This window comes from Dactylosporangium aurantiacum (genome assembly GCF_000716715.1).
Lineage (GTDB): Bacteria > Actinomycetota > Actinomycetes > Mycobacteriales > Micromonosporaceae > Dactylosporangium > Dactylosporangium aurantiacum.
The window spans coordinates 176,057-190,178 of record NZ_JNYJ01000007.1; the positions used below are offsets into that span (position 1 = coordinate 176,057).

Genomic DNA, 14,122 nt, shown 5'->3' on the forward strand with positions numbered 1-14,122 from the left:
GGCGGAAGGCCGCGACGGCCGGGCGCGGCAACCCCCATCGGGAACCAGCACGACTGGCGCGGGTTGCGTCGATCCGTCACGCTAGCGCGATGAAAAAGGCCGCACTGGTTCTCGGCGTCGTGCTGGTGCTCGTCCCCGCCGGCCCGGCCGGCCCGGCGTTCGCCGACGGCATCCGTGACGATCAGTGGCACCTGCAGTACCTGCGGGTGAGTGAGGCCAACGACAGGACCCGCGGCGAGGGGGTCACGGTCGCGATCGTCGACAACGGCGTCGACCGCAACCACGTCGACCTGAGCGCGAGCGTCCTGCCCGCGATCTCCACCAGCGGCGTCGCCGTGCCGTCCGGCGACCCCGACGGGCACGGCACCGCGCTCGCCGGGCTGATCGCCGGGCAGGGGCACGGCGCCAACCGGCAGTACGGGGTGCTCGGCATCGCCCCGGGCGCGGACATCCTGCCCGTGGTCCTGGGTGGCCCGGCCACGCCCGACCCGACCGGCGTCCGCACCGTCACCCCGGACCAGCTGGCCGAGGGTATCGAGCTGGCTACCGTCCGTGGCGCGAAGGTGATCGTGGTCGGCTACTCGGTGGGCGGCAGCGAGCGGCTCGCGCAGGCGGTGCGGGAGGCGCAGGCGGCCGACGCGATCGTCGTGGCGTCCGACGGCAACCGCGCGGGTGAGGCGTTCGAGCCGTACCCGGCGGCGTACGACGGGGTCCTCGCCGCGGTCCCGCTGTCGCGCGCCGGTGACGTGCTCGTCACCTCCGACAGCGGCCGCCGGCTCGGCTTCGGCGTGCCCGGCGAGGAGATCATGACCACGAACACCGGCGGCGGCTACCGCGTCGACGCCGGCAGCGCCTCCGTCGGCGAGCTCGCCGCGGTCGTGGCGCTGGTGCGTGCCGCGTACCCGAAGCTGCCCGCCGACGAGATCGTCCACCGGCTCTCCGTCACCGCCGTCGACGCCGGGGACAAGGGGACCGACCCGCAGTTCGGCGTCGGCCGGGTCGACCTGGTGCCCGCGCTGACCAGGACGATCCCGCTGGCTCACCCGCCGGCGCCCTCGGCCGCGCCGTCACCCTCGGCCCCGGCGGCGTCGGTGGCCGCGCCGGTCGCCGGTCCCGCCCCGGCCCGCTCCCGGGGCCCGCTGGGGTGGCTGCTCAGCCTGCCGCTGATCGCCTTCATCGGCGTCCTGCTCTGGTACGCGCTGCGGGCCGAACACCGCCTGCGGCGATCCGAGTCGACGGTCGCCTCGGGCGAACAGCGCGCGACGGGATAGATTCGTTGGGTGCCTCGTCGTAGTCCCGCTGTGCGGATCCCCGCGTCCAAGTATCCCGTCGAGCGCCTCACCCTCCCCAACGGCCTGCGGGTGGTGCTCACACCCGACCGGGCCGCACCCGTCGTCGGCGTCGCGGTCGTCTACGACGTGGGCATCCGCTCCGAGCCGCAGGGCCGCACCGGCTTCGCCCACCTCTTCGAGCACCTGATGTTCCAGGGCTCGGAGAGCCTGGAGAAGCTCGCCCACTTCCGGTACGTGCAGGGCTCCGGCGGCACGTTCAACGGCTCGACCCACTTCGACTACACCGACTACTTCGAGACGCTGCCGTCCAACGCGTTGGAGCGGGCGCTGTTCCTCGAGGCCGACCGGATGCGTTCGCCCCGGCTGACCGAGGAGAACCTGCGCAACCAGGTCGACGTGGTCAAGGAGGAGATCCGGGTCAACGTGCTCAACCGGCCGTACGGGGGCTTCCCCTGGCTGCGGCTGCCCCCGGTCATGTTCGACACGTTCGCCAACGCCCACGACGGCTACGGCTCGTTCGACGACCTGGAGTCCGCGACCGTCGCCGACGCCGCCGACTTCTTCGACCGGTACTACGCCTGCGGCAACGCGGTCCTCGCGGTCTCCGGCGACTTCGACGTGGCGACCGCGACCGCGCTGATCGAGCGGCACTTCGGTGACGTGCCGGCCCGGCCGGCGCCGGTGCGCCCCGACTTCGCCGAGCCGGACCTGACCGCGGAGCGCCGCTCGTCGTACGAGGACCGGCTGGCGCCGCTGCCGGCGGTCGCCGCGGCGTGGCGGGTCCCGGACCCGATCACCGACCTCGAGGCCTACCTGCCGTACGTGGTGCTGGCCGAGGTCCTCACCGACGGCGACGCGTCCCGGCTGGTCGAGCGGCTCGTGCTGCGCGACCGGACGGTGACCAGCGTCGGCGGGTACGTCGGGTTCATGGGCGAGCCGTTCGCGGTGCGCGACCCCACCGCCCTCGTCCTGCAGGCGCACCTGCCCCCGGGCGGCGACGTCGACAAGGTCCTGCGCAGCGTCGAGGAGGAGTGCCAGCGCATCGCCACCGACGGCCTCACCCCGGACGAGCTCAGCCGCACCCAGGCCCGCATGGCCACGCACCTGCTGCGCGACACCGACGCGGTGCTCGGCCGGGCCCTGCAGATGGCGGTGCTGGAGCAGCAGCGCGGCGAGCCCGAGCTGCTCAACCAGCTCCACACGCTGATCGGTGGGGTCACCGAGGAGCAGGTCGTCGCCGCGGCGGCCGAACTGGTCCCGTCGCGCCGCGCCGCGGTCGAGGTCATTGCCGGAGGAGCCAAGTGACTGTCGAAACCCTGCCGCGCACCATGCCGGTGCTCGGGCCGAACCGGCCGCTGAAGCTGCCGAAGACCGTCGAGCGGACCCTCGACAACGGGCTGACCGTGATCGCGCTGCGCCGTTCGTCGGTGCCGCTGGTCGAGATCCGGCTGCGGGTACCGTTCGCGAAGGCCCACCTGGCCAGGGCCGCGCTGCTGACGCAGACGGTGCTGTCCGGGACCACCGCCATGTCGACCGTCGACATCGCCGCCGAGCTGCAGAAGGTCGGCGGCGGGCTGTCCGCCGGCGCCGACCCCGACCGGCTGCTGATCTCCGGCAACGCCCTCGTCGGCGGCCTGGAGCGGCTGCTGGACCTGCTGGCCGAGGTGCTCACCGACGCCAACTACCCGGCCGACGAGGTCAGCACCGAGCGGGCCCGCCTGGTCGACCGGATCCGGGTCGCGCAGAGCCAGCCGAGCCACCTGGCCCGCGCGGCGCTGCTGAAGCGGATGTACGGCAAGCACCCGTACGCGATCCAGACCCCGGCACCGGAGCAGGTGGAGGCGGTCACCCCCGGCACGCTGCGCACCCTGCACGCCGAGCGGCTGCACCCGGCCGGCGCGACCCTCGTCATCGTCGGCGACATCGCGCCGGAGAAGGCGATCGCCGCCGCCGAGCAGATGCTGTCGAAGTGGGACGGCGCCGGCTCGACGGTCGAGCTGCCGCCGACGCCGGAGCTGAGGCCGGGGCCGCTGACCCTCGTCGACCGGCCCGGCTCCGTGCAGTCCTCGCTGCGCCTGGCGCTGCCCGCGGTGCCGCGCCGGCACCCCGACCACGCCGCGCTGCAACTGGCCAACCTGGTCTTCGGCGGCTACTTCTCCTCCCGCTGGGTGGAGAACATCCGGGAGGACAAGGGCTACACGTACGGGCCGCACTCCCTGGTCGAGCACGCCGTCGCCGGTTCGGCGCTGGTCGTCGCGGCCGAGGTGGCGACCGCCGTGACCGGCCCGGCGCTGCTGGAGACGCTGTACGAGCTGGGCCGGCTGGCCAGCCTCCCGCCGGAGCAGGAGGAGCTGGAGCAGGCCCGCCAGTACGCGCTGGGCACCCTGCAGCTGGGCATGTCCACGCAGGCGGGGCTGGCCGGGCTGGTGTCGACGTACGCCGGGTTCGGGCTGCGCCTGGACTACCTCGCCGAGCACGCCGCCCGGCTGGCGAAGGCCACCCGCGAGGACGTGGCGGCCGCGGCCGCGCAGTACCTGGCGCCGTCGCGGGTCGCCGCGGTCGTCCTCGGCGACGCGGAGCAGATCGAGCGGCCGCTCTCGGCGTTGACGGCGGTCACCCGAGCGGCGTCATGACGGACGTGGCAGCCGCCCCGCCGGGGCTCCCGCTCCCGCGGGGGGCCCGGCCGGGGCCTCCGCTGGCGCGGGGGGCGCTGGCCCGGGCGGCGCACCACCGCACCGACGCCGCCTGGCTGGAGGAGGCATGGACCCGCGCCAGGGTCGTGGTCGTCGACGACGGGCACATGCTGGTGCGCGGCGACGACCCGCCGGAGCTGGTGTACTTCGAGCCCGGTGACGCGCCGCAGGGGGAGCGGTTCTTCCTCGGCGAGGACGTCGACGGCACCGTGTACTTCGCGGTCGCCGCGGACGTGACGCCGCTGCCGGACACCCGGCGGGTCACGCTGCGCCAGGTGGGCCACGCGCTGCCGGACCTGCCGGCCGGGCTGTTCATCACCGCCGTGGGGCTCGCGAACTGGCATTCGCGGCACCCGTACAGCCCACTCAGCGGCAAACTGACCGTCCCGGCACAGGGCGGGTGGGTCCGCACCACCGAGGACGGCACGGAGACGCTCTGGCCGCGCACCGACCCGGCCGTGATCATGCTGGTGCACGACGGCGTCGACGGCCCGGACGGGCGCTGCCTGCTCGGCTGCAACGCGCAGTGGCCGCAGATGGGCGGCATCCGGCGCTACTCGACGCTCGCCGGGTTCGTCGAGCCGGGGGAGTCCGCGGAGATGGCGGTCGCCCGGGAGGTCCTCGAGGAGGTCGGCGTCGTCGTCGACGACGTCGCCTACGTGGCGAGCCAGCCGTGGCCGTTCCCCGGCTCGCTCATGCTCGGCTTCCACGCCACGGCGCCGGTCGGCGCGGCGATCGTGGTCGACCCGGAGGAGATCCTCGAGGGGCGCTGGTTCTCCCGCGCGGAGATCGGCGCGGTGCTGCGGGGCGAGTCGCAGGACTTCGGGCTGCCGTTCCCCGCGTCGATCGCGCACTACCTGATCACGGAGTGGCTCGGCTGACGCGTGTCACGCCGCCGGCCGGCCGGCGGCGTCGCACGGTGCCTCGACGTCGCGGGTCAGGCCGCGACGCTTCACGGCGCGGCCCGGCTGAGCGCTTCGCGGTGCCAGCGGTCGCACCAGCGGTCGAGGACCCCCGCGGCGTGCGCCGCGGTCACCTGCCGCAGGTCGTGGTCGATCTTGTGCGCGCCGAAGGCCTGCGTCGGGTGCCACTCCAGGTCCCGCCACAGCGCCTCCTCGGTCACCGCGCCGGCCGGGTCGACCGTCCGGCGCAGCAGCGACAGCGGCGCCTGCGGGGTCGAGTCGCCGTCGACCCGGACGAAGTACGTGACCAGCAGCCGCGGCGCCGGCGGCGGCCCGGCCCGCCAGGCCCGCAGCGCGTCGCCGGTGAGCCGGGTGTCCGGCTCGGGGGCCGCGGCCCGGTAGCCGCACAGCCGCATGTGCTCCAGGAAGTCCGGCTCGGGCGCGAGCCCCCGGTCGAGGATCTCGCCGGCGAACCGCTCCGGCCACAGCCACAACCCGTCGGTGTGCAGCCCACCGTGCCCGTGGCCGAGCACGGTGCCGGCGGACAGGTAGTCGGCGATGCGCCGGCGGCGTCCCGGGTCGGCCACCCTCGGCCGCTCGGGCGCGTGGTGGGCCGGTGCTCCCGGGGCGCCGCCGACGGCGAAGTCGCGCGCAACCCGCATGCCGGCCACCGTAGTGGCGCCGGCGGCACCGTGTGAAGGGTCAGCTACTGACCGCGTTGGCCAGCTGCGCCTTCACCTGGACGATCGTCGGGTTCGTCAGGGCCGTGCCGTCGTCGAACTTCAAGGTCGGGACGGTCTGGTTGCCGCCGTTGACGCTCTCGACGAACTTGGCCGCGGCGGGGTCCCGTTCGATGTCGACGACCTGGTACTGGATGCCCTCGCGGTCCATCTGCGACTTCAGGCGGTGGCAGTAGCCGCACCACGTGGTCGAGTACATCGTCAGCATCGGGTGGTCTCCTCCGTCGGTTCTCGGTAGGTACTCCGACGGAAACGTCATACCCGGCTGGAATGATGCCTACCTGTGGCGGACTCCTCAAACCCACTCGCCGGTCTTGACCCGGAGCAGGCTGCCGTGGTGACCGCCCCGGCCGGGCCGCTGTGCGTCCTGGCGGGCGCCGGCACCGGCAAGACCAGGGCGATCACCCACCGGATCGCCCACCGTGTCCGGTCCGGGCAGGTCCGCGCCCAGCACGTCCTCGCCGTCACGTTCACCGCCCGCGCCGCCGCCGAGATGCGGGCCCGCATCGACCAGCTCGGCGCCGCCGGCGTGCAGGCCCGCACGTTCCACGCCGCCGCGCTGCGCCAGGTCCGCTACTTCGCCCCCCGGCTGTTCTCCGGCCGGGACATGCCCGAGCTGCTGGACAGCAAGGCCCGCCTGGTCGGCCTCGCCGCCACCCGGGTCGGCGTCAAGATCGACGGCACCGGCGCACGGGACCTCGCCGGCGAGATCGAGTGGGCCAAGTCCTCGCTCATCGAGCCCGCCGACTATGCCGTCGCCGCCGCCAAGGCGCTGCGCGAGCCGCCGTTCGACGCGGCGAAGGTCGGCGAGGTCTACGCCGCCTACGAGCGGGTCAAGCGCGCCCAGGGCGTGATCGACTTCGAGGACATGATCCGCGCCGCGATCTGGGCCATGGAGGAGCACGAGGACGTCGCCCAGCAGATCCGCTCGCAGTACCGGCACTTCGTCGTCGACGAGTATCAGGACGTCAACCCGATGCAGCAGCGGCTGCTGGAGTCGTGGCTCGGCGACCGCGACGACCTGACCGTCGTCGGCGACGCGAGCCAGACGATCTACTCGTTCACCGGCGCCAGCGCGTCGTATCTCGTCGACTTCAAGCGCCGCCACCCCGCCGCGACCGTCGTGCGGCTGATCCGGGACTACCGCTCCACCCCGCAGGTCGTCGGCCTCGCCAACACGGTCATCGGGCAGGCCCGCGGCGAGCTGGCCCGGCTGCGGCTCGAGCTGATCGGCCAGCGCCCCGCCGGGCCCGAGCCGGTCATGCGCTCGTTCCCCGACGAGGCGCAGGAGGCCGCCGCCGTCGCCGCCCGCTGCGGCGAGCTCGTCGCGGCGGGCACGCCGGCGGAGGAGATCGCCGTGCTGTTCCGGGTCAACGCGCAGTCCGAGGTGTACCAGGAGGCCCTCGCCGAGGCCGGGGTGCCGTATGTGGTGCACGGCGCCGAGCGTTTCTTCGAGCGGGTCGAGGTGCGCCAGGCGATGATCGCGCTGCGGGCCGCGACCCGGTCGGCCGACGCGGACGCGCCACTGACCGAGTCGGTCGCGCGTGCCCTGGAGGGGGTCGGCTGGCGACCCGGCGACACGCCCGCCGGCGGCGCCGCCCGCGAGCGGTGGGAGGCGGTGGCGGCGCTCGTCGCCCTCGCCGAGAGCATGCCGGCGCTCACCCTGGAGGCGTTCAACGAGGAGCTGGCCCGCCGCGCCACCCTGCAGCACGTGCCGACGGTCGCCGGGGTCACCCTGTCGTCGCTGCACTCCGCCAAGGGCCTGGAGTGGGACGCGGTGTTCCTGGTCGGCCTCGCCGAGGGCACGATGCCCGTCATCCACGCCCGCACCCCCGACGCGGTCGAGGAGGAGCGGCGGCTGCTCTATGTCGGCGTCACCCGGGCGAGGCACACCCTGTGGCTGTCCTACGCCGGTGCCCGCGCGCCGGGCGGGCGCCCCCGGCGGGCGAGCCGGTTCCTGCCGATGCTGGAGCCCGGGCGGGCCGCGCAGCAGGGCTCCGGCCGGCACGCCGGCGCCGCCGGCAGGGGCCTCGGCAAGGCGGAGGTGGCCGCCAGGGTGCGCCGCACCGTCGCCGTCTCCTGCCGGGTCTGCGGCGCCGGGCTGCTCAGCGGGGCCGAGCGCAAGCTGGGCCGCTGCGCCGGCTGCCCGGCCGACCGCGACGAGGAGCTGCTGGCCAGGCTGCTCGACTGGCGGGCCCGGCTCGCCGCCGTGCAGAAGGTCCCGCCGTTCGTCGTATTTACGGATGTCACGCTCGCGGCGATCGCCGAACGACGTCCCGGGCGCCGCGAGGAGCTCGCCGTGATCGCCGGGATCGGCCCCCGCAAGCTCGGTCTCTACGGCGACGACGTGCTCGCGCTGGTGTCCGGCACCACCGTCGAGGACCTCGTCGGCAGCGACTGATTTCGATGCGCGGAAAAGTGACAAGAACTTTTCCCGGAAATTCGATTGCCCTACCCTGAAGAGGCGACATAGCCTGCGAGCACGAACGCCGGAGCCCCGGCGACCGACCCATGACGAGTGTGGAGAGAAGGTGCGACCCGTGAAGCTCTATATCTCAGCCGAGCTGCAGCCGGCGTTGCGCGCTCTCTGTGCCGCGTCCCCGGTGTCGGCGCGCCGTGTCCCGCCGTCGTCCGTCTCGGTTCTGTGGCAGGAGGCTGCCGTCAACGGTGCCTTCGCGGGTGCCGCTGCCGCGCCGGCCCCGGCCCGCAGACTGTCCGCCGCTCCGGCGTCGGCCGCCTCCCTGATCCCGACCGTTGCCTCCGCTCCGGCTGCTGCCCCGATCGCGTCCTTCGCGGTCACGGGTGGCGTCGCGGCCCTGGGCGGCGTCGAGGTTCCGGGCGGCGTCGAAGTCCAGGGCGGCACGGCGACCGGTGGCTCCATGGCCGGTGCGTTCCAGGTCGACCTGACGGTCGACATGGACGCCGATCGCGTCGGCGGCACCGACCAGCACGTCAGCACCATCGAGCGCGTCCGCATCGTCGAGCAGGTCCCCGCCGTTGGCGTGGCGCTGCTCGACCGGCGGGAAGTCCAGGTTCAGGGGACCAGTGGGCTCACCGCGAACGACAAGCACGACCTGACGGCTCCGAAGCCCAACGGCGGAGTCCGCGGCACACCACCTCGAGGCAGGCCGGTCTAACAGACCGACTTACCGGCTCACCTCGAGGCCGCGGAACCCGACACCGGGATCCGCGGCCTCAGTCATTTGCACCGACGATCACCACCAAACGATCGAGAAACAGAAAGGGGTGACCGGGATGAGCCTGGCCTTGGCATCGCGCGATGTGCGCGTTGAGGGTGCCGACGAGCGCCTCCTTGTCGCTGCGCGAGGCGTGAAGTCCGACCTGCCGTGCCGCACCTTCGACCCGGACCTGTGGTTCGCCGACTCGCCGGCCGAGCTCGAGCTGGCCAAGTCGCTCTGCGCGGAGTGCCCGCTGCGCGTCGAGTGCCTTGCCGGTGCGATCGAGCGCGCCGAGCCCTGGGGTGTCTGGGGTGGCGAGATCTTCGAGCGTGGCGCGGTCGTTCCGCGGAAGCGTCCGCGGGGCCGTCCGCGCAAGGAGGACGTCGCTCGCGACGCCGTCCTGCGGGTCGAGGTCGCAGCTCGCACCGCCGCCGTCGCGGCGACCGTGGCGGCATGACATGAGCGCACATCCGTTGCCAGCCAGCCGAGGACTGCGCGCCGCGCAGCCGACCCGGCTTCAACTCACCGACGTTCGTACCAACCTGATCAGGAGCATGGCCGTGTCTTTGCAACTTCTCCACGAAGCACTCTCACGAGCGCGAATGCGTCAGCCTCAGGCTGTCCGTCACTCTGAGGCTTCTTCGTCCGCCCGTCAGATCGCGATGCGCGCCCGCCGCGAGCAGGAGCGCCAGCTGAGCCGACACTGATACCGACCGCACGGAAAAAGGGCGGGTCTCCCCGATCGGGAGGCCCGCCCCTCGGCTATTCCGCCTTGCGCCGGCGCGGTTTCTTCGGCACGTCCTTCGGCTCCGCGAAACCCGGCAGCCACTGCTCGATGATCTCCCGGTACGGCGCCTCCGCCTCCAGCTGGCACAGCACACCGATCGATCCGAGCGTCACCCGATGGGTGAGCATGTACGACGGCGGCAGGTTCAACTGGCGGCTCATCACGTACGCCGGGCTCTTCGGGTTCGCCAGCCGCCCCGCCTCGGCGCGCAGCCACGCCCGGGTGAACCGGAACCGCGGCTCGGCGACCGGATCCAGCATCGGCCGGATGTACGCCAGCACCGCCGCCGCGTCGATCTTCGCGTCGCGCTTGACGAACCCCTCGTCCTGCAGCCCCGCCAGCACCGCGTCGGCGTCACCGGCCAGCGCCAGCCTGGTCAGCCGGCCGATCACCTCCGGATGCCCGCCGGGCAGCCGGGCGACGGCACCGAAGTCGAGCACCCCCAGCCGCCCGTCCGGCAGCATCCGGAAGTTGCCCGGGTGCGGGTCCGCGTGCAGCAGCTCCGCCCGCGCCGGCGCCGAGAAGTGCAGCAACGCCATCCGCGTGCCGGCGGCGTCACGCTCCTCCACCGTGCCCGACGCGATGATCGTCGACAGCGGCACACCCTCGATCCACTCCGTGACCAACACCCGCGGCGAGGACGCCAGCACCTGCGGCACGCAGATGTCCGGGTCGCCGTCGAACGCCGCCGCGAACGCCCGCTGCGAGCTGGCTTCCAGCTCGTAGTCCAGCTCCTCGGTGACCCGGTCACGGATCTCCTGCACCAGCGGCTTCACGTCCAGACCCGGCTGGATCGCCTTGAACAGCCCGGCGAAACGGGCCAGCTGGTTGAGGTCCGCCCGCAGCGCCTCACCGGCGCCCGGATACTGCACCTTGACCGCCACGTCCCGCCCGTCGGCCCAGACCCCGCGGTGGACCTGGCCGATGCTGGCCGCGGCCGCCGGCTTGTCGTCGAACTCCTTGAACCGGTCCCGCCAGTCCTTACCGAGCGACTCGCGCAGCACGTTGTGCACGCTCGCGGCCGGCAGCGGCGGCGCCGCCTCCTGCAGCTTCGTCAACGCCGCACGATACGGCCCGGCGAGGTCCTCCGGCAGCGCCGCCTCGAACACCGACAGCGCCTGCCCCATCTTCATCGCACCGCCCTTGAGCTGCCCGAGCACGCTGAACAGGTGCTCGGCGGTGCGGCGCTGGACATCGGCGGACACCACGTCGGCGGCCATGCCCGTCACGCGCTTGCCCAGGCCGAGCGCGGCCCGCCCGGCCAGCCCGAGAGGAAGCGACGCCAGTCGTGCGGTGCGGGCGACGGCGCCCCTCGGGATCTCGGTCACACGTCATTCTTACCCGGTTCCGGCGACACGACGACGGCGACGGCAGTCACAGCGCGGATGTGCTACCCATTCCCGCCGCCTCAGCTCACCGGCCCGGGGGATCTCGACGATCGCCGCCTCCGTCCGCGGCGCCGCCCCGTCGAGGAACGCGAGGACCTCGTCGGCGGCGAACGCGACCCCGGCGAGGGCGGTCGCCGACGCGCACGGCTCCCCGTCACCCGGCGGCGCCGTGGCCAGCTGGGCGGCCAGCACCGGCCACACCGGGTCCCGGTCCCGCCGGTGCAGCTCCAGGCAGGCCCGGCAGGGCGAGCCGGCCGGACGTACCAGCGGACCGACAACCACCGTGCCGAGCCGCACCGTCAGGTCCAGCCGCGGCAGCCCCACCAGGCGCAGCCCACGCCGGCCCAGGGCCGCAGGGTGCCGGTCACCGACCCGCACCACCAGGTCCACCTGGTCCATCCTCGCCGGCGACAGGTCCGCCCCGGGCGCGAACCTGGTCACCGCGTCACCGGTGGCGACCGCCCGTGAAACTCCCACGTCGTCGACCCGTAGCCCACCGACCAGGACGTCACCGGCGCCGGTGACCCCGTCGACGACCGGGTCCACATGACCGACCCCGCTCGCGGCGAGCAGCGCCGCCAGCGGCGCGAGCAACGGTCCGTCACCGGCGACGACGACGCGGGAGGCGTACCGGCGCCGCAACACCTCCGCGGGAATCCCGCGCCGGCCCGGCCCTGCTGTGCGCAGCCGCAGCGCGATCGCGGCGGCCTCGACGCTCAGTCGGCGGTGCACCCGCTCGGGCAGGCCCACCGGGACCAGCGCGTGCGCCCCGACGACCAGGCCCTCGTCACGCAGCGCCTGCACCAGGCCACGCACGTCGGCCTCGGCCAGCCCGAGCGCCTCACCGGCGGCGAGGACGGCCGGCTCCGTGTGCGCGCCGTCGAGCAGGTCGAGCACCCGCGCCAGCTCCGGGCGCCGCAGGTGCAGCACCACGGCACCGGCGGGGTCGGTGCCGAGCTGGACGGTGGACGCGTCCCGCCACAGGCGGCGCAGGTTCGGCAGGAGTGTCGGTCGCATGACCGGCCCGCAGCGGAGCGAGGAGTCGGTCATCATCGGCGCAGTTTGCTGGGTCAGGGCGGCGCCGGAGCGCAGCGGACGCGACGTCATGACCGGTGAGACTGCCACCGCCGCGGGCTCCGGCCGGGGTGGTTGTCCACAGGGATATCCACCGCCGGCCGGACTTGTCCACAGCCAGCCGCCGAGTTTTCCACAGCGAAAGGCGCAAACGCTACATACCGCGCGGGCCAACCTTGCTGCTCCAGCGCGACGATCTCGGGGCTCACGCGCCGGGCGGGGGGCGGCGAGGAGCCGATGCTGTACGGCCCGGTGACGGCGGCCGTGCCTGCGTCACAGCCTGCATCATCAGGCTGCGTGTCTGGAGCGTCGGGTTACGGGCCCGCTCGGGTCCAAGGACGAGCTGCGGGCCGGCCTCAGGCCTTGCCGAGGATCCGGTTGACGGTGGTGCCGCAGACCGGGCAAGGGCCCTTGGCCATCTTCATGCCCGTCTTCGAAACCGCGATCTCGCCCTCGAAGTCCCGCTTCTCCTTGCACTTGACGCAGTAGCCGTTGTATGTCTCGGCCACGATGCCCTCCTCATCTCGGTCCGGTGCACGCACCGGTGCTGACCAGCTAGGTCGACGTGGTGAGTGTGCCTTGTCGGACACTCGGGGAAAGTGCGGTAAGACGGGACACGCCGAGCGTAATCGGAAGATCTTCCTCTAACCGCACGCTACACACTATGCACAGCCTGGGGATAACTGTGTGGGCAACGGTGTGGGTTGCTGTGGATGAAATGCCGCCGAGTGGCCCCACCAGGCCGACAACCGGTGGAATCTTTCCGGCGAGCCGCCACGAATGGGTGACATACGGGCACGCTCCGCGAGATTGGGCCTTGCGGAGGGATGGCCGTTTCCGGCTAGCGTTCCTCCGTGAGCGGTACCCTGAGGGGGCCGGCATGACACGCAAGCCGGTCATCGAGGTGCGGCGCAGCAAGCGCCGCCGTCGCACGGTGTCTGCCTACCGTGATGGTGAGCGGGTCGTCGTGCTGATCCCCGCGCAGTTCTCCCGGGCGGAGGAGCGCGAGTGGGTCGATCGCATGCTGGAGCGCCTGGCCGTCCGCGAGCAACGGGCCCGACGCACCGACACCGAGCTGACGGCCCGCGCGCAGCGCCTCGCCGCCCGCTACCTGCCCGATCACCCCAACGCCGCCCGCCCCACCAGCGTGCGCTGGGTGCAGAACCAGAACGGGCGCTGGGGCTCGTGCACGCCGGCAGACGGTACCATCCGGATCTCGCACCGCGTGCAGGAGATGCCGGACTGGGTGATCGACTACGTCCTGCTGCACGAGCTGTCACACCTGGTCATCGCCAACCACAGCGCCGCCTTCTGGGCACTCGTCGGCCGCTACCCGAAGTCGGAGCGGGCACGGGGGTATCTTGAGGGGGTGTCAGCGGCAGCCGGTCTCGGGATCACCGAATGACCGTCTCGGCGGCGGTCATCGTGCTGCTCGTGCCCACGCCCTGGTCCCCGCCGGGCATCGACCCGTCCTCGTGGCGCGCCGCCCTCGCCGAGGACGTCGTCGACCTGGTCGCCCCGCTGCCGCTGATCCAGCCGGCGATCGCCGCGCTCCCCGCCGACCTGCCGCTCGCCTCGAAGATCGCGTGGCCGAGCATGCCGCAGTACGAGCTGCCGTCCCTGTCGATCCGCGCCGCCCTGTCCGCCGCGGAGGCCGACGGCCACACCCGCGCCGTCGTGCTCATGGCCGACGCCCCCGACCTGCCGGCCATGCTCATCGGCAAGATGATCCGCCCCCTGTCCACCCGGACGGTCGCGGTCGCCCCCGCCACCGGCGGCGGCCTCCTGGGCGTGGCGACCCGCCTGCCGGTGCCCTCCTGGCTGCCCGACCTGGACCCCGAGACCGCCGACGTGGCGACCGCCCGCCGTCCCGCCCCCGAACCGACCATGGTCTCGGCCGCCCCCAGCTGGCACCGCCTGCGCGGCCCGGACGACCTGCGCCGCCTGGACATGGGCCTCGACGGCTGGGACGCGACGCGGTCGCTGCTGTCCTGAGCGGTCTTTCGCTCGGCGGTCTTTTCCACCGGCTTTCTGAGTTCAGCCCGCGGACGGTCTACGCGGGACCAG

The 14,122-nt window shown here is 73.4% G+C and carries 14 protein-coding genes; 9 read left to right on the forward strand and 5 right to left on the reverse strand.

The window, feature by feature from the left end; all coding sequences use genetic code 11:
• The first annotated feature begins 89 nt into the window (after nucleotides 1-89).
• The 4 genes from OP18_RS52200 to nudC are packed head-to-tail and all read left to right on the forward strand — an operon-like array spanning nucleotide 90 to nucleotide 4,866.
• Nucleotides 90-1,271, forward strand: coding sequence for a S8 family serine peptidase (locus OP18_RS52200; RefSeq protein WP_052386445.1), 1,182 nt, complete (start codon nucleotides 90-92; stop codon nucleotides 1,269-1,271).
• Nucleotides 1,272-1,301: 30 nt separating this feature from the next.
• Nucleotides 1,302-2,597 carry a M16 family metallopeptidase gene (locus OP18_RS09600; protein ID WP_052386446.1) on the forward strand — a complete coding sequence of 432 codons (1,296 nt, stop codon included), beginning with the start codon at nucleotides 1,302-1,304 and terminating at the stop codon, nucleotides 2,595-2,597.
• Between the two features lie 23 nt (nucleotides 2,598-2,620).
• Nucleotides 2,621-3,925: a M16 family metallopeptidase gene (locus OP18_RS09605; RefSeq protein ID WP_033358632.1), complete on the forward strand. Its 1,305-nt coding sequence runs from the start codon at nucleotides 2,621-2,623 to the stop codon at nucleotides 3,923-3,925.
• The gene (gene nudC, locus OP18_RS09610) at nucleotides 3,922-4,866 is read left to right on the forward strand and encodes an NAD(+) diphosphatase (protein ID WP_052386447.1); all 945 of its coding nucleotides are present in this window, start codon (nucleotides 3,922-3,924) and stop codon (nucleotides 4,864-4,866) included. Before OP18_RS09605 ends, nudC begins: the two co-directional genes overlap by 4 nt.
• 71 nt (nucleotides 4,867-4,937) lie before the next feature.
• Here the strand turns inward: nudC and OP18_RS09615 are convergent, their stop codons facing one another.
• Together OP18_RS09615 and OP18_RS09620 are read right to left on the reverse strand one after the other, a co-directional pair.
• Entirely contained in the window at nucleotides 4,938-5,549 is a 612-nt protein-coding gene (locus tag OP18_RS09615) for a hypothetical protein (RefSeq protein ID WP_156089390.1), read from the reverse strand.
• A 40-nt stretch (nucleotides 5,550-5,589) separates the two neighbouring features.
• Entirely contained in the window at nucleotides 5,590-5,835 is a 246-nt protein-coding gene (locus OP18_RS09620) for a mycoredoxin (RefSeq protein ID WP_033358418.1), read from the reverse strand.
• 75 nt (nucleotides 5,836-5,910) lie between these two features.
• On the opposite strand from OP18_RS09620, the gene OP18_RS09625 reads away from it, so the two are divergent.
• The 3 genes from OP18_RS09625 to OP18_RS09635 all read left to right on the forward strand — a co-directional run bounded on the left by OP18_RS09625 (nucleotide 5,911) and on the right by OP18_RS09635 (nucleotide 9,263).
• Nucleotides 5,911-8,028: an ATP-dependent DNA helicase UvrD2 gene (locus OP18_RS09625; RefSeq protein WP_033358419.1), complete on the forward strand. Its 2,118-nt coding sequence runs from the start codon at nucleotides 5,911-5,913 to the stop codon at nucleotides 8,026-8,028.
• Nucleotides 8,029-8,167: 139 nt separating this feature from the next.
• The gene (locus OP18_RS09630) at nucleotides 8,168-8,764 is read left to right on the forward strand and encodes a hypothetical protein (RefSeq protein ID WP_033358420.1); all 597 of its coding nucleotides are present in this window, start codon (nucleotides 8,168-8,170) and stop codon (nucleotides 8,762-8,764) included.
• 118 nt (nucleotides 8,765-8,882) lie between these two features.
• A complete protein-coding gene (locus tag OP18_RS09635) occupies nucleotides 8,883-9,263 on the forward strand; it encodes a WhiB family transcriptional regulator (RefSeq protein ID WP_033358634.1) in 381 nt (126 codons plus the stop codon).
• A 305-nt stretch (nucleotides 9,264-9,568) separates the two neighbouring features.
• Here OP18_RS09635 and OP18_RS09640 read toward each other — a convergent pair whose 3' ends face one another.
• The 3 genes from OP18_RS09640 to OP18_RS56935 all read right to left on the reverse strand — a co-directional run bounded on the left by OP18_RS09640 (nucleotide 9,569) and on the right by OP18_RS56935 (nucleotide 12,567).
• On the reverse strand, nucleotides 9,569-10,921 hold the full coding sequence (locus OP18_RS09640) for an ABC1 kinase family protein (RefSeq protein WP_052386448.1): 1,353 nt from the start codon (nucleotides 10,919-10,921) through the stop codon (nucleotides 9,569-9,571).
• 9 nt (nucleotides 10,922-10,930) lie between these two features.
• Entirely contained in the window at nucleotides 10,931-12,088 is a 1,158-nt protein-coding gene (locus tag OP18_RS09645) for a TOMM precursor leader peptide-binding protein (RefSeq protein ID WP_156089391.1), read from the reverse strand.
• A 323-nt stretch (nucleotides 12,089-12,411) separates the two neighbouring features.
• Nucleotides 12,412-12,567 (reverse strand): DUF5679 domain-containing protein, encoded by a 156-nt coding sequence (locus OP18_RS56935; protein ID WP_425388631.1) that lies wholly within the window; start codon nucleotides 12,565-12,567, stop codon nucleotides 12,412-12,414.
• A 368-nt stretch (nucleotides 12,568-12,935) separates the two neighbouring features.
• Between OP18_RS56935 and OP18_RS09650 the strand changes: the two genes are divergently transcribed.
• Nucleotides 12,936-13,460 carry a M48 metallopeptidase family protein gene (locus tag OP18_RS09650; RefSeq protein WP_033358421.1) on the forward strand — a complete coding sequence of 175 codons (525 nt, stop codon included), beginning with the start codon at nucleotides 12,936-12,938 and terminating at the stop codon, nucleotides 13,458-13,460.
• Nucleotides 13,457-14,050: a glycosyltransferase family protein gene (locus tag OP18_RS09655; protein ID WP_033358422.1), complete on the forward strand. Its 594-nt coding sequence runs from the start codon at nucleotides 13,457-13,459 to the stop codon at nucleotides 14,048-14,050. The genes OP18_RS09650 and OP18_RS09655 overlap by 4 nt, the downstream gene beginning before the upstream one ends.
• Nucleotides 14,051-14,122: the final 72 nt, after the last annotated feature.

Excerpts from the sequence above, each read along its gene's own strand:
- OP18_RS09620 (WP_033358418.1), bottom strand. The coding sequence starts at position 5,835 with ATGCTGACGATGTACTCGACCACGTGGTGCGGCTACTGCCACCGCCTG.
- OP18_RS09650 (WP_033358421.1), top strand. The coding sequence starts at position 12,936 with ATGACACGCAAGCCGGTCATCGAGGTGCGGCGCAGCAAGCGCCGCCGT.
- OP18_RS09645 (WP_156089391.1), bottom strand. The coding sequence starts at position 12,088 with ATGACGTCGCGTCCGCTGCGCTCCGGCGCCGCCCTGACCCAGCAAACT.
- nudC (WP_052386447.1), top strand. The coding sequence starts at position 3,922 with ATGACGGACGTGGCAGCCGCCCCGCCGGGGCTCCCGCTCCCGCGGGGG.
- OP18_RS09615 (WP_156089390.1), bottom strand. The coding sequence starts at position 5,549 with ATGCGGGTTGCGCGCGACTTCGCCGTCGGCGGCGCCCCGGGAGCACCG.
- OP18_RS09635 (WP_033358634.1), top strand. The coding sequence starts at position 8,883 with ATGAGCCTGGCCTTGGCATCGCGCGATGTGCGCGTTGAGGGTGCCGAC.
- OP18_RS52200 (WP_052386445.1), top strand. The coding sequence starts at position 90 with ATGAAAAAGGCCGCACTGGTTCTCGGCGTCGTGCTGGTGCTCGTCCCC.
- OP18_RS09655 (WP_033358422.1), top strand. The coding sequence starts at position 13,457 with ATGACCGTCTCGGCGGCGGTCATCGTGCTGCTCGTGCCCACGCCCTGG.
- OP18_RS09605 (WP_033358632.1), top strand. The coding sequence starts at position 2,621 with ATGCCGGTGCTCGGGCCGAACCGGCCGCTGAAGCTGCCGAAGACCGTC.